This window comes from Paraburkholderia sp. BCC1885, assembly GCF_900996235.1.
Lineage (GTDB): Bacteria > Pseudomonadota > Gammaproteobacteria > Burkholderiales > Burkholderiaceae > Paraburkholderia.
Genome location: NZ_CAAJGM010000274.1, coordinates 113,892 through 131,398 on the forward strand (window position 1 = coordinate 113,892; position 17,507 = coordinate 131,398).

15 protein-coding genes are annotated in these 17,507 nt (G+C 62.4%); 4 read left to right on the forward strand and 11 right to left on the reverse strand.

Annotation, left to right across the window (positions count from 1 at the left end):
• The first annotated feature begins 139 nt into the window (after window positions 1–139).
• Window positions 140–1,078 (forward strand): class II glutamine amidotransferase, encoded by a 939-nt coding sequence (locus FQ755_RS35325; RefSeq protein ID WP_144162569.1) that lies wholly within the window; start codon window positions 140–142, stop codon window positions 1,076–1,078.
• A gap of 128 nt (window positions 1,079–1,206) precedes the next feature.
• On the opposite strand, the gene FQ755_RS35330 is transcribed toward FQ755_RS35325, so the two are convergent.
• The 4 genes from FQ755_RS35330 to FQ755_RS35345 all read right to left on the reverse strand — a co-directional run bounded on the left by FQ755_RS35330 (window position 1,207) and on the right by FQ755_RS35345 (window position 5,769).
• Window positions 1,207–1,932: an amino acid ABC transporter ATP-binding protein gene (locus tag FQ755_RS35330; protein WP_144162571.1), complete on the reverse strand. Its 726-nt coding sequence runs from the start codon at window positions 1,930–1,932 to the stop codon at window positions 1,207–1,209.
• A gap of 137 nt (window positions 1,933–2,069) precedes the next feature.
• Window positions 2,070–2,963 carry a glutamate/aspartate ABC transporter substrate-binding protein gene (locus tag FQ755_RS35335; protein ID WP_144162573.1) on the reverse strand — a complete coding sequence of 298 codons (894 nt, stop codon included), beginning with the start codon at window positions 2,961–2,963 and terminating at the stop codon, window positions 2,070–2,072.
• Window positions 2,964–3,304: 341 nt separating this feature from the next.
• Window positions 3,305–4,609, reverse strand: coding sequence for a Glu/Leu/Phe/Val family dehydrogenase (locus tag FQ755_RS35340; protein ID WP_144162575.1), 1,305 nt, complete (start codon window positions 4,607–4,609; stop codon window positions 3,305–3,307).
• A 203-nt stretch (window positions 4,610–4,812) separates the two neighbouring features.
• A complete protein-coding gene (locus FQ755_RS35345) occupies window positions 4,813–5,769 on the reverse strand; it encodes a LysR family transcriptional regulator (protein ID WP_144162577.1) in 957 nt (318 codons plus the stop codon).
• A 311-nt stretch (window positions 5,770–6,080) separates the two neighbouring features.
• Here FQ755_RS35345 and FQ755_RS35350 point away from each other — a divergent pair, with 311 nt between their 5' ends.
• Together FQ755_RS35350 and purB are read left to right on the forward strand one after the other, a co-directional pair.
• The gene (locus FQ755_RS35350) at window positions 6,081–6,833 is read left to right on the forward strand and encodes a glycosyltransferase family 2 protein (protein WP_144162578.1); all 753 of its coding nucleotides are present in this window, start codon (window positions 6,081–6,083) and stop codon (window positions 6,831–6,833) included.
• Window positions 6,834–6,972: 139 nt separating this feature from the next.
• The gene (gene purB, locus FQ755_RS35355) at window positions 6,973–8,361 is read left to right on the forward strand and encodes an adenylosuccinate lyase (RefSeq protein WP_144162580.1); all 1,389 of its coding nucleotides are present in this window, start codon (window positions 6,973–6,975) and stop codon (window positions 8,359–8,361) included.
• Between the two features lie 156 nt (window positions 8,362–8,517).
• Here the strand turns inward: purB and FQ755_RS35360 are convergent, their stop codons facing one another.
• From FQ755_RS35360 to edd, 4 genes are all read right to left on the reverse strand, one after another.
• Window positions 8,518–9,015: a gluconokinase gene (locus FQ755_RS35360; RefSeq protein ID WP_144162582.1), complete on the reverse strand. Its 498-nt coding sequence runs from the start codon at window positions 9,013–9,015 to the stop codon at window positions 8,518–8,520.
• Between the two features lie 10 nt (window positions 9,016–9,025).
• Window positions 9,026–10,411, reverse strand: coding sequence for a GntP family permease (locus tag FQ755_RS35365; RefSeq protein ID WP_144162584.1), 1,386 nt, complete (start codon window positions 10,409–10,411; stop codon window positions 9,026–9,028).
• Between the two features lie 304 nt (window positions 10,412–10,715).
• Complete coding sequence (gene eda / locus FQ755_RS35370) at window positions 10,716–11,357, reverse strand: bifunctional 4-hydroxy-2-oxoglutarate aldolase/2-dehydro-3-deoxy-phosphogluconate aldolase (RefSeq protein ID WP_144162586.1); 642 nt, start codon at window positions 11,355–11,357, stop codon at window positions 10,716–10,718.
• A 2-nt stretch (window positions 11,358–11,359) separates the two neighbouring features.
• A complete protein-coding gene (edd, locus tag FQ755_RS35375; protein WP_144162588.1) occupies window positions 11,360–13,267 on the reverse strand; it encodes a phosphogluconate dehydratase in 1,908 nt (635 codons plus the stop codon).
• A 288-nt stretch (window positions 13,268–13,555) separates the two neighbouring features.
• Between edd and FQ755_RS35380 the strand changes: the two genes are divergently transcribed.
• Window positions 13,556–14,401 (forward strand): MurR/RpiR family transcriptional regulator, encoded by an 846-nt coding sequence (locus tag FQ755_RS35380; RefSeq protein WP_144162590.1) that lies wholly within the window; start codon window positions 13,556–13,558, stop codon window positions 14,399–14,401.
• A gap of 112 nt (window positions 14,402–14,513) precedes the next feature.
• Here the strand turns inward: FQ755_RS35380 and FQ755_RS35385 are convergent, their stop codons facing one another.
• The 3 genes from FQ755_RS35385 to holA all read right to left on the reverse strand — a co-directional run bounded on the left by FQ755_RS35385 (window position 14,514) and on the right by holA (window position 17,494).
• Window positions 14,514–14,930 (reverse strand): CopD family protein, encoded by a 417-nt coding sequence (locus FQ755_RS35385; RefSeq protein WP_144162592.1) that lies wholly within the window; start codon window positions 14,928–14,930, stop codon window positions 14,514–14,516.
• Between the two features lie 130 nt (window positions 14,931–15,060).
• On the reverse strand, window positions 15,061–16,332 hold the full coding sequence (locus tag FQ755_RS35390) for a glutamate-5-semialdehyde dehydrogenase (RefSeq protein ID WP_144162594.1): 1,272 nt from the start codon (window positions 16,330–16,332) through the stop codon (window positions 15,061–15,063).
• 61 nt (window positions 16,333–16,393) lie between these two features.
• The gene (holA, locus tag FQ755_RS35395) at window positions 16,394–17,494 is read right to left on the reverse strand and encodes a DNA polymerase III subunit delta (RefSeq protein WP_144162596.1); all 1,101 of its coding nucleotides are present in this window, start codon (window positions 17,492–17,494) and stop codon (window positions 16,394–16,396) included.
• Window positions 17,495–17,507: the final 13 nt, after the last annotated feature.

Consider the following 17,507-nt stretch of genomic DNA (forward strand, 5'->3'; position numbering starts at 1 on the left):
AGCAGCATTGACATGGGCAAACCGCAGCGCTGCGGTATATACATAGGTCAATTTAGCTATTTGACGCGCCTGGCTCGGTGATATGCTTGGAAATCGTCATTGTAACGGGTCGCCCCGTTAAGAAGCTCCGCATCAGCACATGTGCCAACTCCTCGGAATGAACTGCGCCGCGCCGACGGACGTCACGTTCTCGTTCACCGGCTTTGCGGCGCGCGGCGGCGTCACCGATCACCATGCTGACGGCTGGGGCATCGCCTTCTTCGAAGACAAGGCCTGCCGCCTGTTCATTGACCATCAGTCGTCGGCCACCTCGCCGATCGCCGAAATGGTCAAGCGTTACCCGATCAAGTCGAAGAACACCATTGCGCACATCCGTAAGGCCACGCAAGGTCATATCCAGCTGGAAAACTGCCACCCGTTCATGCGTGAACTGTGGGGCCGTCACTGGATCTTCGCGCACAACGGCGACCTCAAGAATCATTCGCCGTTCCTGACCGGCGTCTACCAGCCGGTCGGCACCACCGACAGCGAACTCGCGTTCTGCGCCTTGCTGCAAGGTCTGCGTAAGGCATTTCCGACTACCCAGCCGCCGCTCGACGAACTGTTTGCCGTGCTCGGCACGCTCACGCGCGAGATCACGCAATTCGGCGTATTCAACTTTTTGATGTCCAACGGCCAGGCGCTGTTCGCCCACTGCTCGACCAACCTGCACTACATCGTGCGCCGCTGGCCGTTTTCGACCGCGCATCTGGTCGACGCGGACGTGTCGATCGATTTCGCCAAATACACCACGCCGGAAGACCGCGTCGCGGTCATCGCCACCCAGCCGCTGACCGACAACGAAGTGTGGACCGCATTCAAACCCGGCGACCTGCTGATGTTCCAGCACGGCGAGGTGGTGGGCCGCGTGAATGTGCCGGTGCCGCCCTGCGTGCTCGAAAAGCTGCGCAATCCGGCGTTGGACGCGTCCGCCTCGGCGACCATGGCAACCGCGTCCATTCGCCCGGCGGTGGTATCGCCCGAACCGGTCACGCTCGACGTCGAAGCCGCGGACGATGCCGCCGCTTTCGAGTCCTGAAGCAAGGAAGTAAGCCGCGCCGTGTAGGCCGATCCTAACCGTCGAAGCGGACTCTCCCCGGAACGAAACACATGCAAAATGGCCGCTCTTTCGAGCGGCCATTTTTGTTTGCGCGCCGGCAACCCGCCTCAGTGCAAAATCTTCGCCAGAAAATCCTTGGCCCGGTCCGACTTCGGATTGGCAAAGAAATCTTCCTTGCGGTCGTCTTCGACGATCAAGCCTTTGTCCATGAAAATCACGCGATGCGCGACCTTCTTCGCGAAGCCCATTTCGTGCGTCACGCACATCATGGTCATGCCTTCCTGGGCCAGTTCCACCATCACGTCGAGCACTTCGTTGATCATCTCGGGGTCGAGCGCGGAGGTTGGCTCGTCGAATAGCATGGCGATCGGGTCCATCGACAGCGCGCGGGCAATCGCCACGCGCTGCTGCTGACCGCCGGATAGCTGCGCCGGAAACTTGTCCGCGTGGGCGCGCAGGCCGACGCGCTCCAACAGTTTCAACGCCTTCGCGGTGGCTTCGTCTTTCGAGCGGCCAAGCACCTTGATTTGCGCGAGCGTCAGATTGTCCGTGATCGACAGATGCGGGAACAATTCGAAGTGCTGAAACACCATGCCGACTTTCGCGCGCAGCTTCGACAGGTTGGTCTTCTTGTCGCCCACCGATTGACCATCAATGGTGATTTCGCCTTTCTGAAACGGTTCAAGGCCGTTGACCGTCTTGATGAGGGTGGACTTGCCCGAACCGGACGGTCCGCACACCACCACCACTTCACCCTTTTTGACTTCCGTCGAGCAGTCGGTCAGCACCTGAAACTGACCGTACCACTTCGAAACGTTCTTGATAGAAATCATCTTGCAACCTTTATCTGAAGACCTTTGACGAGGCTCGCCGCAATTTGCACAGACCACGAAACGACACGCGCCCGCGAACCTTACCATTTCGGCAAACAGGCCGTCACGATGGTCAATATTCGCGGCGCGATGCCCGGCTAGTCGATGGGCTTGTCGTTCGGGTTCCTGAAAAGCGACTTGATGGCATCGTTTTGCGGGAAATTCAGATTCAGACCGTTCGGCGGAATCGGCGCTTCGAACCAGCGGCGATAAATCTGATCCGCTTCACCCGAGGTTTCTATCCTGGCAATCTCGGCGTCGACCACTTTCTTGAACTCCGGGTCGTTCTTGCGCATCATGCAGCCGTATGCCTCTTCCGATTTCGGCGGCCCGACGATTACGAATTGCGCGGGATTGCCCCACTTGGCGCGCTCGCCGGCGAGCAATGCGTCGTCCATCATGAACGCGGAAGCGCGACCGCCGGAAAGCGTCTGAAACGCCTCGCCGTGATCCTTGGCGCTGATGATGTTCATGCCCATGCCCTTGTCCTGATTCATCTTGCGCAACAGGCGCTCCGAGGTGGTGCCGGCCGTTGTCGCCACCGTCTTGCCTTTCAGATCCGACCAGTTTTTGATGCCCGAATCCTTGCGCGTCATCAGACGGGTTTCGATCACGAAGATGGTGTTCGAAAACGTGACCTGCTGCTCGCGCTCGATATTGTTCGTGGTAGAGCCGCATTCGAGGTCGACGGTACCGTTCTGCACCAGTGGAATCCGATTCTGCGGCGTGACCGGCGTCATCCTGACCTTCAGATCCGGCATGTCGAGCTTCTGTTTGACGGCCTCCACGATTTTCTCCAGAAACTCGTGCGAGTAACCGATGACGTTCTGCTGGTCGTCGTAATAGGAAAACGGAATCGACGACTCACGGTAGCCGAGAGAAATGACGCCGGTATCCTTGATCTTTTTTAGCGTGCCGGCGTCCTGCGCATGCACGCGCGCGGCGAACAGCCCGAGCATCGCGACCAGCAGCGCAGCGTTCCTAACCTTCATAGGTGATCTCCTGTCGACCCGAGTTATCGCTTTAGCGATTACTCCGGTCCCATGCAAAGCGGTCGACCCGAGTTATCGCCTCAGCGATTACCCGGGTCCCATGCAAAGCCCAGCAAAGAACCCGCATTTGTCCAAACTGTAATTAAACTGAAATTTGACTGTGATGCAGTCCTGACAGGGTACCTTGCCACGGCCCTCGCGGACACTATGTCAGTACTCGAAATTAACGCGCGGATAAAAAAACGGGCGACATCGTAACGATGCCGCCCGTCGAGGAGACCCGCGGCCTGACGAGCCGCGACAACCACAGGGGAAACTTTAGAAAAACCGAAACGACCCGATCAGGGATACAGGCCGCGCAATTCGCGTGCTTCGAGAATGCGCTTGCAGGCGACGATAAACGCAGCGGTACGCACCGAAACCTTCTGCTCGCTCGACACTTGCCACACGGCGGCAAACGCTTCGCGCATCACGCGCTCGAGACGCTGGTTGATCTCGTCTTCGGTCCAGAAGAAGCTGGAGAAATCCTGCACCCATTCGAAGTACGACACCGTCACGCCGCCGGCATTCGCCACCACGTCGGGAATCACGAGAATGCCCTTGTCGTGCAGGATGTCGTCGGCCGCCGTGGTGGTCGGGCCGTTGGCGCCTTCCACGACGATCTTCGTCCTGATCTTGCCGGCGTTCTTTTCGGTGATCTGATTTTCCAGCGCCGCCGGAATCAGAATGTCCGATTCGACAGTCCAGAAGTCTTCGGCCGCAATCGCGTCCGCTTCCGGGAAGCTGCCCACGCCGCCGGTCTTCGCCACGTGAGCGAGCAGCGCCACGGCGTCGATGCCCGTGGACTTGTGAATCGTGCCCGTGTGGTCCTGCACCGCAACCACCTTCGAACCGGCTTCCTGGAACAGGCGTGCGGCGATGCCGCCCACGTTACCGAAGCCCTGCACGGCAATGCGCGCGCCTTCGATGTCGACACCAATGCGGCGCGCCGCTTCCGACGCCACCACGAACACGCCGCGGCCAGTTGCCTCGCGACGGCCGAGCGAGCCGCCTAAAGTAATCGGCTTGCCGGTCACGACGCCCGTAGCCGTTTGGCCCTGGTTCATCGAGTAGGTGTCCATCATCCACGCCATCACCTGCTCGTTGGTGTTCACGTCCGGCGCGGGAATGTCGGTGTTCGGTCCGATAATGATGCCGATTTCGCTGGTGTAGCGGCGCGTCATGCGTTCGAGTTCGCCACGCGAGAGCGTGCGCGGGTCGACGCGAATGCCGCCCTTGGCGCCGCCGTATGGCACGTTCACGGCCGCGTTCTTGACCGACATCCATGCCGACAAAGCCATCACTTCCGACAACGTCACGTCCTGGTGATAACGCACGCCGCCCTTGCCCGGACCGCGCGACACGTTGTGCTGCACCCGATAGCCTTCAAAATGAGCCACCGTGCCGTTATCGAGTTCGATGGGCACGTCGACGATGAGGATGCGCTTCGGCCGCTTGAGGGTTTCGAGCCAGCGCGACAGCGAGCCGAGATACGGCGCGACGCGGTCGACCTGACGCAGATAGTTGCCCCAGGGGCCGAGATTGTCGCTATTCAGATACGACGGGACGGATTGCGACGACGATGCGGACTGCGGTTGGGATGACATGAACGCTCCAAGCGTTTTGACCGAATGACGACATTGTCGAAAAACGCCAATTTGAAATCCAATGCCGTTTGTTCATCCCGTTATGTTTTTCTTGCATAACGTTGAAAATCCGCAAAAAACTGTCGTATGGGGCGCAATAATCGGCTTTCGCCGGGCTCATCCCGTCGCGCCCAAAGCGAGGCCTGGCGCGGCTTCCAGCGAGCCTACGCGGCGCTTTGAGCAAGCTCCGCGCTCACGGCGTCCCACAACTGCCGCACCAGCACGTGACGCGCATCGTCGCCCTGCGCGGCCAGCTTGTCACGGTACAGGCGGATCTCCATGGTCAGCGTGAACTGCCCTTCGGGCGTGCCGCGCGATGCACGATCGAGGCGAATCAGCTTGCCGTCCGCCACCGCGTCTTCGACGGCGCTGTGCGGCAGAAACGCGATGCCGTGGCCGGCCAGGGCCATCGCTTTCAGGCCTTCGGCCATGTCCGTTTCGTAAAGCTGGTCGAGATACAGGCGGCCCGGCGCATTGGCGATGATCACCTCGGTCATGCGGCCCAGATACGCGTTCGGCGTGTACGACAGGTACGGCGCGGGCTCGTCCGGCGTGCCCGGCAGCGTGTAGCGCGCGCGTCCCGCACGGCCGGGCGCGGAGAACGGACTGATCGGTTCGATGCCGAGCGTCAGCATGTCGTAGCGGGCCGGGTCGAGCGCGACGGGATGACTCGGATGATGGTAGCCCATCACCAGATCGCAGCCGCCTTCCACCAGCGAGAGCACTGCGTCATGGACGTTCAGGGCGCGCAGCCGCGTATGCACCGGTCCGAGCTGCGCCTCGATGCGCTGCAGCCAGCGCGGGAAATACGTGAGCGACAGCGTGTGCGGCACGGCGAATTCGATAGTGGCCGCCGGCGTCGCCATGTGGCCGCGCAAAAGCGTGCGCGCCTCGTGGAACTGCGAGAGCATCGCCAGCGCCTGCTCATAAAAGATCTGCCCCGCCGCCGTGAGACGCGTCGGATATACCGAGCGGTCGATCAGTTCGGTGCCGAGCCATGCTTCCAGCGCCTGGATACGGCGCGAAAACGCCGGCTGGGTGACATGCCGCAGTTCCGCGGAACGGCTAAAACTGCGGGTCTCCGCCAGCGAAACGAAGTCTTCGAGCCATTTCAGTTCCATGCGGGGCGTGCGGGCGGCAGGAGAGGAGAAGTCAGCATTCTAGATCGGCGGCGCAAAAATGCATGGCCACGCGCTCGCCTGACTGCCGCCCTGTCCATGCGGCGCAAGAATCGGATTGCGCCGATTCTCTCATCGCGTGTACGCCCCTATCCTGTCTGAAAGCCTGGCCGAAGCCGCAGCGCATGGCGCGGGCCGCCAACCTCGACGGTTGCTCGCACGCCATCTATCGCCGGTCGTTCCGGGCGGCGTCGGATCGCCGCCGCGCACCACATTCGCAAGGAACGGTCGCTTGTCTGAGTGACCAAGACCCCATGTCCGAACTCATCTCCATCCTCACGCCCACGGCGAACCGCGAGCGTCTGCTGCCGGCCATCGCCCGTTGCGTTCAGCGCCAAAAGGTCGATTGGGAATGGCTGGTACTCGACGACAGCCCCACGCCCAGCGCGCACATGCAGGCACTCGTAGCCACCGACGCGCGCATTCACTACTATCACTCGAGCACGCGCATGACGATCGGCGCGAAGCGCAACTTTCTGATCGCGAAAGCGCGCGGCACGCTCATCGCGCATTTCGACGACGACGATTACTACGCGCCGCACTATCTGTCCGGCATGGTCGCGCTGATGGAGCAAAGCCAGTCCGATCTCATCAAGTTGTCGGCCTTCTTCATGTATGCACCGCTTACGCAGTTTCTCGGCTATATGGACCTTCGAGCCAAGGTGGGTCATCACTATGAACTGAGCGGCAGTTCGGTGAACGCGGTCGAATTCCACGAAAAAAAGCAGATCGGCGCCGATTTCATCCTGTTCTATGGTTTCTCGTATGTCTACCGCAAGGCACTGACCGCCGCGTCGCGCTTCGACGACATCGACCTGGGTGAAGACGCGAGCTTCATCAAGGGCGTGGTGAAGGCCGGCCACAAGGTGATGACAGCCGACGACCCAAACCACAGTTGCCTGCATTTGATCCATCCGGCCTCGACCTCGCGCTGTTTCTCGCGTTACTCGATTCCGCCATTCCTGCTGCCCAAGCTGTTTCCCGGCTACGAAGGTTACCCGGACTGAAGGCGTCGCGCGGGTCGACGGTGGCCTGGCCGAGCGCGGCCGGGAACGGCGCAGCGGAAATCGGGGCGCCACCGCCCGGTGGTAAAATCGCGGATTCCCTCCGTTTCCGATCCGCTCACCGAGCGCTCACGCCTCCATCATGTCCGACACCCGTCCCGAAACCCTGTTCGCGCTCACCGCGCTCTCCCCGCTCGACGGCCGCTATGCGTCGAAAACCGAAGCCCTGCGCGACTGGCTCTCGGAAGCCGCGTTCATGCGCCATCGCGTGACGGTCGAAATCCATTGGCTGATTGCGCTCTCGCACGCCGGGTTCGCCGAAGTGCCGCGTTTTTCCGAAGCATCCGAACAATTCCTGCTGCAACTGGCCGAGCGCTTCACCGCGCACGACGCCGCCCGCATCAAGGAAATCGAGCGCGTCACGAATCACGACGTGAAGGCCGTCGAATACTGGCTCAAGGAATCGGTGAAGGGTCAGCCGGAACTGGAACGCGCGAGCGAATTCATCCACTTCGCCTGCACCTCGGAAGACATCAACAACACCTCGCACGGCCTGATGCTGGCCGGCGCGCGCGAACACGTGATCGTGCCGGCGCTGCGCTCGGTGCATGCGCGCCTCGTCGCATTGGCCCACGCGCAAGCCGCGCAGCCGATGCTGTCACGCACGCACGGTCAACCGGCCAGCCCGACCACGCTCGGCAAGGAAATCGCCAACGTCGCGGCGCGCCTGGCACGCGCCATCGAGCGCATCGAGAAAGTCGAATTGCTCGGCAAGATGAACGGCGCGGTGGGCAACTTCAACGCGCATCTGTCCGCGTATCCCGAGTTCGACTGGGAAGCATTCTCGCGTGACGTGGTGGAGAAGCGTCTGAAGCTCAAGTTCAATCCGTACACCATCCAGATCGAACCGCACGACTACATGGCCGAGCTGTTCGACGCCGTCTCGCGCGCCAACACGATCCTGCTGGATCTGGACCGCGACGTGTGGGGCTACATCTCGCTCGGCTACTTCAAGCAACGTCTGAAGGCCGGCGAAATCGGTTCGTCGACGATGCCGCACAAGGTCAATCCGATCGACTTCGAAAACTCGGAAGGCAACCTCGGCCTCGCGAACGCCACGCTGCGCCATCTGGCCGACAAGCTGCCTATCTCGCGCTGGCAGCGCGATCTCACCGATTCGACGGTGCTGCGCAATATCGGCGTCGCGTTCGGCTATTCGCTGCTCTCGTATGACGCGCTGATCCGCGGCCTGGACAAGCTGGAAGTCAATCCGGCGCGCCTGGACGAAGACCTCGATAACTGCTGGGAAGTGCTGGCCGAGCCGGTGCAGACGGTGATGCGCCGCTACGGCATCGAGAATCCCTACGAGCAACTGAAGGAACTCACGCGCGGCAAGGGCATCACGCGTGAGGCGCTGCAGACTTTCATCGGCGGCCTGAACATTCCCGCGGACGCGAAGGAACGTCTGCTCGCGATGACGCCGGCGTCGTATGTCGGCAAGGCAATCGAGCTGGCGAAGCGAATCGCTTAAGCAGGAAGCCGTCAGGCGCGCGACCCGTTCGCGCGCTGCGAGCGTCGTTGTATCGCTGCAGCGCTGCGTCGCTACCTGAAATGAAAAATGGCGCTCCGGATCGGAGCGCCATTTGCGTTTACGGCGATGCGCGGGAAATGCGCGAAAAAGCGCAGACTACCCACGCGCCTTCATCTGCACCAGCACCTCATCGACAATCGCTTCCGGCGACAGTTCGATGCTCACCGTAATCGCCTCATCCGCGCCCGGCTCTTCGAGCGTATCCAGCTGGCTTTGCAGCAGCGACGGATCGAAGAAATGCCCGGTGCGCGTCTGCAGGCGTTCGTGCAGCACCTGGTACGAGCCCTTCAGATAGACGAACACCACGTCCTTGTCGCCGCCGCGCAGGATGTCGCGATACGAGCGCTTCAACGACGAGCACGTGAACACGGCCGTCTCGCGCGCATGCTGCTTTTCCTCGATCGCGGCGCGGATGGTTTTGAGCCACGGCCAACGGTCTTCGTCGGTGAGCGGAATGCCTTTGTGCATCTTCTCCTTGTTGGCGGCGCTGTGGAATGCGTCGCCGTCGGTGAAGGTGCACGCGAGGCGCTCCGCCAGCATTTCGCCAATCCGCGTCTTGCCGGCGCCCGAGACGCCCATTGCGATCAAAATCATTTTCTACTCCTTACAAAACCGTCGCGAGCGCGAAGGTCAAACCCAAACCCATCAGGGAAATGATGGTTTCGAGCAGCGACCATGTCTTGAACGTCTGCCCCACCGTCATTCCAAAGTATTCCTTGATCAGCCAGAAACCGCCGTCGTTGACGTGCGAAAAAATCAACGAACCCGAACCGGTGGCCAACACCAGCAGTTCCGGCCGCACCTGCGCGCCGCCTGCCGCCGCGATAGGCGCGACGATGCCGCAGGCCGTCGTCATGGCGACGGTAGCCGAGCCCGTTGCCAGCCGGATCAGCGCGGCCACGCACCAGGCGAACACCAGCGGCGACAGATGCGCCGCAGTTGCCGCATTGACAATTTCCTTCGAAATGCCGCTATCCATCAACACCCGGCCGAAGCCGCCACCCGCACCGACGATCAGCGTAATGCCGGCGATCGGCGCCAGACATTCGCCGCAAAACTTCTGGATCTGCTCGCGGTTGAAGCCGCGTTTCGCGCCGAAGGTCCAGAAGCTGACCAGCACCGCGATCAGCAGCGCCACGTCTGAATTGCCGATGAATTGCAGCAGATCGTTCGGCAAGGTTTTAGGGGCGAAAAGCAGGTTCGCCCAACTGCCGATCAACATCAGGATCACCGGCAGCAAAATCGTGAACAGCGTGATGCCGAAGCCTGGCAGTTCGCGCTTCGTGGCCTGTTCCTTGGCCTTATCCTTATCCTGTCCGGCCGAGCCGAGGAACTGGGCGGCCAGCGGATTGTTCTCCGGCAGCTTGATGTAACGGCTGACCAGCAGCGCAAACAGCGGTCCCGCGACAATCGCGCACGGCACGCCGACAATCAGGCCATACGCAATCGTCTTGCCGATGTCGGCGTGATACGCCTGCACTGCGAGCATCGCGGCGGGGTGCGGCGGAATCAGTCCGTGCACGACGGACAAGCCGGCGATCATCGGCAAGCCGATCAGCAACAGCGACTTGCCGGTGCGCTTCGCGACGTTGAAGGCAATCGGAATCAGCAGCACGAAGCCTACTTCGAAAAACACCGGCAGGCCGACGATGATCGCCACCAGCATCATCGCCCAGTGAATGTGCTTTTCGCCGAACTTGTCGATGAGCGTCGTCGCAATGCGTTCCGCCCCGCCGGATTCGGCCATCATCTTGCCGAGCATGGTGCCCAGACCCACCACGATGGCAATGTGGCCGAGCGTGTTGCCATTGCCTGTTTCGAACGACTTGACGATGGTGCCCATCGGCATGCCGGCTATCAGACCCAGCAACAACGACACGATGATCAGGACGAGGAACGGATAAACCTTGTAGCGCGTGATCAACAGGATCAGCGCGGCGATGGCGATCACCGCGTAAATCAGCAGCAAGCTGCCATGGTTAGCTCCCATGGAGCTCCTCCTTCTGGATTGTTGGTTATGAGCGACCGCTGAATCTGTCGCGCTGCCTGTCTCTACGCCTCACGCGCAACCGGCGTGCTCCGGATGTCCGCGCGGACGCTGAATTTTACTGTTTGTTTGCATAGCAAGCGTGTAAAACGGCCACGCATATAAAAGAGCCTCGCTGTCGCGGCCTGAACGGCTGCAACGACGAGGCTCCTTGATAGTCGGACCGGGGGCGGTGTCACTCATTTGCCGGGCCGCCGCCAACCCTGACGTAGGCTCGCTCAGGATTAGAGCGACAACCTGCGCAGACTCAATGCGCCGGCGCGGCCAGTTCGCTCGCCGCGCGCGCGAGGCGCGTGATCTCGTCCCAGTTCTGCGCGGCAACCGCGGACTTCGGCGTAAGCCACGAACCGCCCACGCAGACGACGTTCGGCAGGGCGAGAAAATTCGGCGCCGTCTCGGCCGAAATGCCGCCGGTCGGGCAGAACTTCAGCGTCGGAAACGGACCGTGGAAGGCTTGCAGCATCGGCACGCCGCCGGCCTGCTGCGCCGGGAAGAACTTGACGATCTCATAGCCGAGTTCCAATGCAACGATGATGTCGCTCGGCGTCATCACGCCTGGCAGCAGCGGCAAGCCCGCATCCTGCGCGGCCTTGTGCATGTCTTTGGTGAGACCCGGCGAGACGCCGAACTGTGCGCCGGCTTTTTTGGCCTGCGCGCAGTGCTCCGGCTTCGTGATCGTGCCCACGCCTACGACGATGTCGTCCGCCAGCTGACTCGCCCGCTCGATCGCTTCGAGACCGGCCGCCGTGCGCAGCGTGATCTCCAGCACCTTCACGCCGCCCGCGTGCAACGCGCGCGAAACGTTTTCACCCTGCTCCGCCGAATCGAAGGCGAGGACCGGAATCACCGGACCCAGACGCACGATCTCGCTTACTTTCTTTGCCGTCATAGTCAGACTCCTTGTTTCTGCAGTTCGTGGTTTGCGTGGATGCTTGCATGCGCGCCGGCATGCGTGCCCGCGTGAACTTCACCGACCATCGGACCAAATACCGAAGCGCCCAGTTCCGCCGGCGCAGCGGCCGCGCGGAACACGCCGAACAGTTCGCGGCCGAAGCCGACTTCGTTGTCCGCCTGATGCTGCGGAATGGCTTCGGGCCGCGCCGCCCATTCGGCCGCATCGATCTCGATGTCGAGCACGCCGGCTTCTGCGTCGATCACCAGCATGTCGCCCGTGCGCACCTTGCCGATCGGCCCTTCGAGCAACGCTTCCGGCGACACGTGGATCACCGCCGGCACCTTGCCCGAGGCGCCCGACATGCGTCCATCGGTGACCAGCGCGACGTGGAAACCCTGATCCTGCAACACGCCCAGCAGCGGCGTCAAACGATGCAGTTCGGGCATGCCGTTTGCGCGGGCGCCCTGGAAGCGCACGACCGCGACGAAATCACGCTTCAGCTCGCCCTTGTCGAAGGCTTCCTGCACCGCTTCCTGCGAATCGAACACGATTGCCGGCGCCTTCACCTTGCGATGCGCCGCCGCCACGGCCGAAATCTTGATCACACCGCGGCCGAGTTTGCCCTGCATCAGACGCAGCCCGCCGTCCGGCTGGAACGGTTCCTTGATGCCACGCAGCACCGCCGTTTCCTGGCTTTCCGTCACGCCCGGCACCCAGGTCAGCTTGCCGTCGAGCAGCTTCGGCTCTTCCGTGTAGTGGTGCAGCCCTTTGCCAGCCACGGTGTTGACGTCTTCGTGCAGCAAACCGCCTTCCAGCAGGTTGCGGACCAGGAACGCCACGCCGCCCGCGGCGTGAAAATGATTCACGTCGGCCTTGCCGTTCGGATAAATCTTCGCCAGCAGCGGGACGTTTTGCGACAACTGATCGAAGTCGTCCCAATCGATCACGATGCCCGCCGCCCGCGCGATCGCCACCAGGTGCAGCGTGTGATTGGTGGAACCGCCCGTCGCCAGCAAGGCGACGATGCCGTTGACGATGGCCTTCTCGTCCACCACGTGACCGATCGGCGTGTAATTGCCGCGCTCGACCGTCAGGTCCAGCACGCGACGCGCGGCCTGCGCCGTGAGGGCGTCGCGCAAAGGCGTATGCGGATGCACGAAGGCCGAGCCCGGCAGATGCAGGCCCATCACTTCCATCAGCATCTGATTGCTGTTGGCCGTGCCGTAGAAGGTGCAGGTGCCGTGGCCGTGATACGCGGCGGCTTCCGCTTCGAGCAATGCGCCGCGGTCGCAATGACCGGTGGCGAACTGCTGGCGCACCTTGGCTTTGTCGTCGTTGCCCAGACCGCTCGTCATCGGGCCGGCCGGAACAAAAATGGTGGGAATGTGGCCGAACTGCAGCGCGCCGATCAACAGACCCGGCACGATCTTGTCGCAGATGCCGAGGCACAGCGCCGCGTCGAACATGTTGTGCGTGAGCGCCACCGCCGTGCTCATCGCGATCACTTCACGCGAGAACAGCGACAACTCCATGCCCGCGTTGCCCTGCGTGACGCCGTCGCACATGGCCGGCACGCCGCCCGCGAACTGCGCGACGCCGCCGTTTTCACGCGCGGCCTGCTTGATGATGTCGGGGTAGTTTTTGTACGGCGCATGGGCCGAGAGCATCTCGTTATACGACGACACGATGCCGATGTTCGGCTCGCGGATCTGCTTGATCACGAGTTTGTCGTTGCCCTCGAGGCCGGCGAAACCGTGCGCGAGATTGGCGCAGGACAGCGCGCCGCGTACCGGAAACTTGCCTTGCGCCTTGTCGATGCGGGCCAGATAAGCAGCACGGGTGGGTTTGCTGCGTTCGATCACGCGTTGCGTGACCTTGAGCAATTGCGAATGCGGGGAAACCATCGAAGCTCCTTCGTCGCTGGCTGCAGCGGACACGCGCGGGGCCAGGTGGGATCGGGGACGTCGGATCAAGCCGACAGCGAGAGTTTAGTAGAAAAACTACACGATCGCAATGTCATCAAGCGCAACAGTCCGGCGACTTTCGATTCGCCGCAACGCATCATATCGAGCGGGTCAGGGCGATTATCGTGCGAGGATAGGGAATACCCCTACAGCGCAATATGTAGTTTTTGTACATATCCGCCAATCAGCTATAGTCCACGCATTCTTCAGCATAGTGCGAGTTTTCCAATGATGCTGTCCCAAGTGGAAGAGATGCGCGACCAGTTGCGGCCCTCGGAGCGCAAGCTGGCCGACTACGTGATCGAAGCGCCGCGCGAGGTGCTCGACCTGTCGATGAACGAGGTGGCCGCGCGCGCTGGCGTGAGCCAGCCGACCATCGCGCGCTTTTGCCGGGCGCTGGGCTTTTCGGGGTTTCGGGAGTTCAAGATCCGGTTGGCGCAGGGCATTGCGTCAGGCGTGCCCACCGTCTATCGGGATGTGCGGCCGGATGAAGGGGCGCCCGGCCTCATCGCCAAGGTATTCGACCGAACCATCGGCACGCTGATCGAGGTCCGCAATAATTTGTCGCCGGACAGCGTCGAAGCGGCGGTCGAGCTGCTGGCGAATGCGGCGCGTATCGAGTTCTACGGCGCGGGCGGCTCGGGAATTGCCGCACAGGACATCCAGCACAAGTTCTTCCGGCTTGGCATGCCAAGCGTCGCGTATTCGGATCCGCATACCTATTCGATGTCGGCGGCGCTCCTCGGGTCCGGCGACGCCGTGGTGATCGTCTCGAATACCGGCCGCACCCGCGACATCATCGATGCCGCGCGCTCGGCGCTGGCCCGCGGCGCCAAGGTGATTGCGATTACGCACGGCAGCTCGCCGTTGGCGCGGGTCGCTTCGATCTGTCTGTTCTCGAACGTGGTGGAGGAAAACGACGTGTTTTCGCCGATGACCTCACGCATGTCGCATCTGGCGATCGGCGACATTCTGGCGGTCGGTGTCGCGCTCAGGCGCGGGCCTGAACTCGTGGAGCGATTGGGGCAGGCGAAAGGGGCGATTGGCCGGTTAAGGATCGACGGCGAAGGTTGAAGAGCCGGGAACGAAAAAGGCCTGCGCGACGGCAGGCCTTCATGTTCTAACTACAGGTATCACCGTTCGAGCCGGCAACCGGGCAACCGGGCAACCCGGCCAGCCGCGCTGTCTAAAACGGCTTGATCACCACCAGCGCCACCGCCGCCAGCATCCCCAGTACCGGCAGTTCGTTGAACATCCGATACCACTTGTCCGAGCGACGGTTCTCTCCACGCTCGAAAGTCCGCAGCAGCACGCCGCAATAAGCGTGATAGACAATCAGCAGCACCACCACGCCCACCTTCGCGTGAATCCAGCCCTGCCCGCGTCCAATGCCGATCACGAGCCACAGCCAGAGTCCGCATGCCAGCGCCGGCACCGCGATGAAGGTCATGAAGCGGTACAGCTTGCGCGCCATGGTTAAAAGCCGTGCGGTGGCCGCGGCTTCCGTTTCCATCGCCAGATTGACGAAGATGCGCGGCAGGTAGAACAGGCCGGCAAACCAGGAGGCAACCAGTACGATGTGAAACGTCTTTACCCAAAGCATGAGCGGTCCTTCAGTTCTTGTGCGGCGGATTAATGCAGAGAGTGGCGCGTCCGTTACTGGCGCCAGGGAAGGAAAGCGCGTCGGCGCTTTCCTGTGCAGTCGTTCATTGCAGGTCGAAGCACGCCGCAGGCTACTGGCGGCCTTCGCCGTGTCCCAGCACCACGTATTTCAGCGACGTCAGCCCTTCCAGCCCTACCGGCCCACGCGCATGCAGCTTGTCGTTCGAAATGCCGATTTCCGCGCCGAGACCAAACTCGAAGCCGTCCGCGAAACGCGTGGACGCATTGACCATCACGCTGGCCGAATCCACTTCGCGCAGGAAACGCATCGCGCGGTCGTGGTCTTCGGTGACGATCGCGTCGGTGTGATGCGAACTGTATTCGTTGATATGCTCAATGGCCGCATCGATGCCGTCGACCACCTTGATCGCCAGCACCGGCGCAAGATACTCGGTGCGCCAGTCTTCCTCGGTGGCATCGACGAGCGGAGCCACGCCTGCCTCGGACAACACCGCGCGCGCCGCCGCATCCACGCGCAGATCGACTTCCTTGCTGCGATACAGTTTGCCCAGCGCCGGCAGCACTTCAGCCGCAATACCGCGCGCCACCAGCAGCGTTTCCATCGTGTTGCAGGTGCCGTAGCGATGCGTCTTCGCGTTGTCGCACACGGTCAGCGCTTTCGTGACATCCGCGCGGTCGTCGACATACACGTGGCAGATGCCGTCGAGATGCTTGATCATCGGCACGCGCGCTTCTTCCATCAGACGCGCAATCAGGCTCTTGCCGCCGCGCGGCACGATCACGTCGACGTATTCCGTCATTGTGATGAGCTTGCCCACGGCGGCGCGATCCGACGTCGCCACCACCTGCACGGCATCCTGCGGCAACCCGGCTTTCTCGAGCCCTTCGCCAATCAGCTTCGCCAACGCGGTATTGCATTCGAGCGCTTCCGAGCCGCCCCGCAGGATGGTGGCGTTGCCCGACTTCAGACACAGGGCGGCGGCGTCAATCGTCACGTTCGGACGCGATTCGTAGATGATGCCGATCACCCCGAGCGGCACGCGCATCTGGCCGACCTGGATGCCGCTCGGACGAAATTTGAGGTTGCTGATCTCGCCGATCTGATCCGGCAGCGCGGCGACCTGGCGCAGGCCTTCGACCATCGTTTTCAGCGCCTTGTCGGATAGCGTCAGGCGGTCGATAAACGCAGCGTCGTAGCCTTTCTCGCGGGCTCGGGCGAGATCGCGCGCATTGGCTTGCTTGAGTTGCGCCGCCTCGCGTTCGATGGCGCCGCCGATGGCTTCGAGCGCCGCGTTCTTCGCCGCCGTCGACGCCCGCGCCATCGCGCGCGAAGCGTGACGCGCGCGGCGGCCGAGGTCGGTCATGTACTGGTCGATATCCATGGTGATTCTCGTGGTGTCGCGCGTCTTCGATGCGCGGCGGACAGGCAGAATGAGCGAAAGATCAAGAGATTGTAAGCCGGCTAGGCGCGGTTCGCGCGGCACCGGCGTTGCCAGGCGACGCCACCGTCATCGCCAGTTCGAACAGGCCGTCCCATGGATCAGGCGGCGGATCGTTGCGATGATTGCCCGGCGTGCCGCCCGACAAGCCTTTCACCTGTCGGTCCAGCCTGGCCGCCAGCGCCAGCCCCTTCTCCAGCGCCGCCTCGGTCACCCGCGATAACGCCGGCCCGATCAGGCGCTCACGCGGCCCCCATACGCGGTTCTCGCGCGTAAGCATGGCGAGCGGCTTGCCGGCGGCGACACCACGCTTGATCCGCAACAACGTGCGCACTTCCTCGACCACCGCCCACAACACCAGAACCGCGGCCTCGCCCTCGCCGCGCAAACCGTCGAGCATGCGCGCGAGCCGGCCCACGTCGCCCGCCAGCATCGCCTCGTTCAGCTTGAACACGTCATAGCGCGCGACGTTGAGCACGGCGTCCTGGACCTGCTCGAAACTCAGCACTCCGGACGGATACAGCAGCCCGAGCTTCTGGATCTCCTGATGCGCGGCCAGCAGATTGCCTTCCACGCGCTCGGCGATGAACTGCAACGCGCGCCGCCCTTCCTCACCGGCGGCGACGCGCTGACCTTGCTGCGACAGCCGCTGCCCGACCCAATTCGGCAATTGCGCGCGCTCGACCGGATCGATCTTCAGCGCGGCGCCCGCCTCGGACAACGCCGTGAACCAGGCGGCCTTTTGGGTGGCCGAATCGAGGCGCGGCAACGTGATCATCGTCAGGACATCGGGATTCACCGCGGCGGCGAGCGCCTTCAATGCGTCCGCCCCTTCCTTGCCGGGCTTGCCCGACGGAATCCGCAGTTCGACCAGTTGCTTGTCGCCGAACAGCGACATGGACTGGCTCGCGCCGAGCAGCGAACTCCAGTCGAAGCCGCGCTCCACCGTGAAAACGGTGCGGTCGGTATAACCGGCCGCGCGCGCCGCCGCGCGGATACGGTCGCCCGCTTCCTGCGCAAGCAGATGCTCGTCGCCGTACACGACGTACAGGCCGGCGAGTCCCTTGGCGAGGTGCGTTTCGAGCGCGTCAAGTCGCAGTTGCATGGATTCAGCTCAC